5 protein-coding genes and 1 pseudogene are annotated in these 4344 nt (G+C 67.4%); 4 read left to right on the top strand and 2 right to left on the bottom strand.

Annotated elements, in window-relative coordinates; genetic code table 11:
* The first annotated feature begins 104 nt into the window (after positions 1–104).
* From ACWD0J_RS40980 to ACWD0J_RS40965, 4 genes and pseudogenes are all read left to right on the top strand, one after another.
* Positions 105–758 (top strand): hypothetical protein, encoded by a 654-nt coding sequence (locus tag ACWD0J_RS40980; RefSeq protein ID WP_451500956.1) that lies wholly within the window; start codon positions 105–107, stop codon positions 756–758.
* Positions 759–814: 56 nt separating this feature from the next.
* Complete coding sequence (locus ACWD0J_RS40975; protein WP_451500955.1) at positions 815–1804, top strand: hypothetical protein; 990 nt, start codon at positions 815–817, stop codon at positions 1802–1804.
* A 383-nt stretch (positions 1805–2187) separates the two neighbouring features.
* A pseudogene (locus ACWD0J_RS40970) lies at positions 2188–2316 on the top strand (beta-1,3-glucanase family protein); the annotation flags it as partial.
* A gap of 8 nt (positions 2317–2324) precedes the next feature.
* A complete protein-coding gene (locus ACWD0J_RS40965; protein ID WP_451500954.1) occupies positions 2325–3080 on the top strand; it encodes a hypothetical protein in 756 nt (251 codons plus the stop codon).
* A 259-nt stretch (positions 3081–3339) separates the two neighbouring features.
* Here ACWD0J_RS40965 and ACWD0J_RS40960 read toward each other — a convergent pair whose 3' ends face one another.
* Together ACWD0J_RS40960 and ACWD0J_RS40955 are read right to left on the bottom strand one after the other, a co-directional pair.
* Positions 3340–3519, bottom strand: a complete 180-nt coding sequence (locus tag ACWD0J_RS40960) for a hypothetical protein (RefSeq protein ID WP_451500953.1) — start codon at positions 3517–3519, stop codon at positions 3340–3342.
* Between the two features lie 197 nt (positions 3520–3716).
* Complete coding sequence (locus ACWD0J_RS40955) at positions 3717–3920, bottom strand: cold-shock protein (RefSeq protein WP_416523201.1); 204 nt, start codon at positions 3918–3920, stop codon at positions 3717–3719.
* Between the last annotated feature and the right edge of the window lie 424 nt (positions 3921–4344).

Genomic DNA, 4344 nt, shown 5'->3' with positions numbered 1-4344 from the left:
TGAGTTGCCTGCGCGTCACGGTTGTTTCCTACCGGATCCACCTTCCATACGGATCCGGATTGGCAAGGTTGATCACGACGTCACACAGGCCCTAGAAGTGACGGGTGACCGCCCACCTGGGTGAGGACGGCTCGGGTGTGGAAGTCATCCCGCCCTGTGACCGGTGCACTGCCAGGTGGGACCGGACCGAGGCCGAAGGCGGGTTCGTCGACGAGGACAAGGAGTGCCCGCACCGCCTCCTCCACGTCGGCGTGCTGGAGCTGGTCAAGGTTCGCTGGGGCGGTTCGCAGAACCCGTTCTGGGCGATGGAAGAGGAATCACAGAACCTCTACGAGATCGCCGAGACCGTCTTCAACGACGAGCGCGACGGCTACACCGAGGAGTTCGAGGAGCTCACTGAGGTCTGGGGCGAGGACCTGCTCGTCCTCGACAAGGTCGAGCTTGTCGAGGGGTGGCGGGGCTTCGGCCTGGGACCGATGATCGCCGCGGACGCGTTGCGCCGCCTGGCGCCCGGCTGCCGCGCGGTGATGGTGCATCCCGCTCCGATCGACGCCACGGGCATGAGCAAGGACGAGTGGGCCCGGGCCCGTGACCGTCTGCGCGAGCTGTGGGCGACGCTCGGGTTCGTCCCGTACGGCGACACCCTCTACATGATCTTCGCGACCTGCTGGGCCGACCCGGAGAACAAGCAGCACGCCCTGCGCAAGGCGAGCCGTGAGCTGAGCAGCCAGTGGCGAGCGGCACGGCGGCACGGCTGAGGCCGGCCCCGACACAGCGGACCCGCCGTGCCCCACCGATCAGGAAGCAGAACCTCGTGTCCAAGGTGTACGACGACCTGCCCTCCTCCGTTACCGAGGCTGGCGAGAATGTGCTGCGCGCCTACATCGAGGGCACCGTCCCCACCACGGACCCGAGCCTTCTACAGACGGCCGAGGCCATGCTGTTCGCCGAGGCAGCAGCTCTCGAAGCCGTCGCCCTCCTGACCGAACGCCAGAATTCCAGCATCGACCTGATGTTCGCCGAACTCCTGGAGGAGCCGGTCTTCACGGACCTGGCGCCCACGATCCTGTCCATGCTGCGTTTCCTGCGCGCCCGCATCGCCGGCCACAACCCTGTCCTGCGCCTCGATCCCTCCACACCCCAGCCCGCCCTGTGTCTCCTTCTGCTGGCCGGACACGCCCTGGTCAGCACCGCGGCCGACTGGCCTGGCACCCAGCCGGTCCGCGATGCGCTCGCCGAGTGCCTGCACCGGCTGGCCACCGCCCCCGCCGAAGAGCGCTACCCCGCCGGAGATCTGGGATTCGGCCTTGATGACCAGCAGCGCGACGAGGTGGACGAGGAGACGTACCTACTGGACGAGGTTCGCAAGGTTCTCACGGAGTCCGTTCCGCTGCGTCGGGTCCTGACCTCCGTGCGGGGCGAGGGAGGGCCGGTTTTCCTGGCCGTGGATCTCGCGGCCCGGCCCGATGTGGCTGATCTGCTGCGGATGGTGGCAACCGACCCGCCGGCCGGGGGCGCGGACACCTCGACCCGGTGGCGGGCCTTCGCGGCCCCGGATGCGAGCCTGATCCGGCTGGAGATCGAATGGCTCCAGCCCGTGAGCACCAGCCTGGCCGTTGTCCTCGACGTTGACGAGTACGCACCGGCCCTCGATGCCCTCACCCGTTCCGACCACATGCAGATGTCCGCCACCGACCCTGCCGGCCAGCCGCGAGACGCCGTCATCCACAGCGTCAAGGTCCCCACCAGTGGACCCGAACTGCGCCACCTACTCACCGAAGCCGCCCGGCGACGCCAGGACTGAGACGGTTCACCATGTGCGGATGTTGCCGCCACAGCACCACCCACGAAGACGTCGCCGGTACCTGGCTAGTCTCAGCCCGGGCTGCAACGTTGACCTGCGGGGCACAACGTTCGGCCCCTCACTCTTGGACTAATCACCCCGGCTGCACCACTTCCGCCCCACCCGTTCGCCCCGGAGGCATGTGACGCGCCTGCGGACCGTGCCTATTCGCGCCGCAGTCCCACTGGCGTGGCGCCCCAATCACCATGCACGGGGAGCTGCGGCGCGTTAGTCCCGCTACATTGCGAAATATCCAAGATCTGTCGATATAACGGCTCGGAGGCTTCGCATGGCGAAGGCAGACGATGGCGGTGCGGCGGACGACGGCGGTGCGAAGGCGGCCGACCAATCACTACGCCAGCGCGATTCACGCCCGCATGGCCGATGGCAAGGCGTACGCGTTCGCCTTCAACGACGTCGACAACGACGAGACGCTCGTCCGGACGCCGGCGGTGCGGGGGCGAACGACGTAGTAGGAGATGTGGCCAAACTGTTGGCTGGCCTTGTTGCCCTTGGGACTGCGGCGTTTGGTCTGATCGGCGCGACCACGGGTGACCTGGCCCTGCTGTTGCGTAATCAGACAGAACTGACCGCTATCGCCTTGGGCTGTGGCTTGGTCCTCATCTTGGTTACTGCGTTTGTGGCCATGCGGCCGAGTAATGGGAAGCAGAAGTGGATGTTTGCGGGCTGCTTCCTGCTGGTCGTTGGCTTGTTGGGGCTTCTCTTCTTGGCGAAGCAGTTCGTCCAAAGGGACCGTGTGAGGCCGACTGTGACCGCGGAATGGGAGATGGTCGGTTCCAGCGCGGCGGTGAAGATCTCGACGGAGGCGGATGACGTGGCCGAGACTCATGTGCTGTGGGTTGGTGTCACATTCGGTGGCAACACGCTGTATTCGGGGGCTACCGGACCGGACGTCGACGGCAAGGCGAAACAGACGGCCAAGGTGGTTGTGCCGGCGGTGCCCGCCGGTCCGTCGCCCAGCTCCCCGCCCACGAGCGAACCGTCGTCGGGTGAAGACAAGGAACCAGTAGTCATGATCGCTGCGGCTGTCGTCTCGAAAAAGGATTCGCTGGTAGATGGGAAAGAGTGGGTCAGCTGCTTCGGCAACAAGACCGCCATCCCGCCGGCCTCTCCGACCCCCAGCGTTTCTCCTACCCAAGGTGCGGAGGCCACCCAGGCGGCCTGTATTCAGCTGACCAATGCCCCCGCCCCAGTTCCGACTCCCACCGCATCCTGACCTCCGGCCCCCGATGAAACTGGGACGTACTCAGGCCCGGCGACGTAGCGGCTGCTCACGCGTCATCGCATCAGCCAGCTGCTGACGGGCCTTCCGCCCGCAAGGACATCGCCCGGCTCTCCCCGCTCAAGCACGGCAACCTAAACCTGCTCGGCCGCTACAGCTTCACCGCCTCGACCCCGGCCGCCGGCGCCCTGCGCCCACTGCGCGACCCCGACGCGCCGGAGCTGGACGAGGACGACGACGGGGGCGAGCCGGACTAGTCGTGGCCGGCCAGGGCGGTGATGAGCTTGCGGGCCCTGGCTTTGGTCAGCCGCTTCGCGGCCGTCGCGCAGCGCTGCCGGGGAGCGCGCGGAGCGATGTCGCTGCCCTTGATCACCTTGACGAACTCGGCGTCAGTCTCCCACCGCCATCCCGCCCCAAGCAGGGCGTTCGTCAACCAAGGTGTGCAGTACGGCTGGAGCGACGATTTTCGGCGTCAGGGACACCTTTCCGCCGGTGCAGACCCTCGCCGCCGCCGGTGAACTCCAGCGCGACCTCCAGCGCGAGCTGACCTACGACGGACTGCGCGCCGCCGAGGCCAAGGGCAGCAAGGGCGGTCACGACGACGTCAGCCCGCGGGCGTGCTGGTCCCTATCAGGCCGGGGTGACGTTCTCGGCCTGCGGGCCCTTGTTCCCCTGGGTGACGTCGAAGCGGACCTTCTGGCCCTCGCTGAGCTCCCGGTAGCCACCACCGGCGATGGCCGAGTAGTGGACGAACACATCCGGCCCCCCGCCATCCTGCTCGATGAAGCCGAATCCCTTTTCCGCGTTGAACCACTTCACCGTGCCGGTGGCCATGGACCGTCTCCTTCGTTGAGCAACGGGCGCACGGGCGGCTGTCTGCTGCCGCACCGTACGACGGATCATCGTGGCCAGCCCAGACGCAGCGAAGCAGAAACGCTGGGCACCGCACGGCCTACCCACCAGGCTCACCACAGTGGGCTCCTGCCGGGACCGTTCAGGCAGCGGCCGGTACCCGGGCGTCGTACTGGTCCACGGTCCAGGCCAGGGCCTGGCAGGCCAAGAGCGACCACCACGGCCACCCGGCCCGGCCTCGCGGCCGTCACCGACGGGTCAGGCGGCCAAGGCCCAGGAAGCGGGTTGACTCAACGCCTCGGGCGAGCGGTCTAGCTGTTCTGTCCGGGGAGGTTGTGGACGGGTGAGGCAGGTCTCGGCTGAGGGATCTTGAAACAGGTGAGGGCCTTCCGGTTCGGTGTGGATT

Source organism: Streptomyces sp. NPDC003011 (assembly GCF_053591515.1).
The sequence above is the reverse complement of the archived record's forward strand: the minus strand, read 5'-3'. Positions and strand labels throughout refer to the sequence as shown.

Excerpts from the sequence above, each read along its gene's own strand:
- ACWD0J_RS40955 (WP_416523201.1), bottom strand. The coding sequence starts at position 3,920 with ATGGCCACCGGCACGGTGAAGTGGTTCAACGCGGAAAAGGGATTCGGC.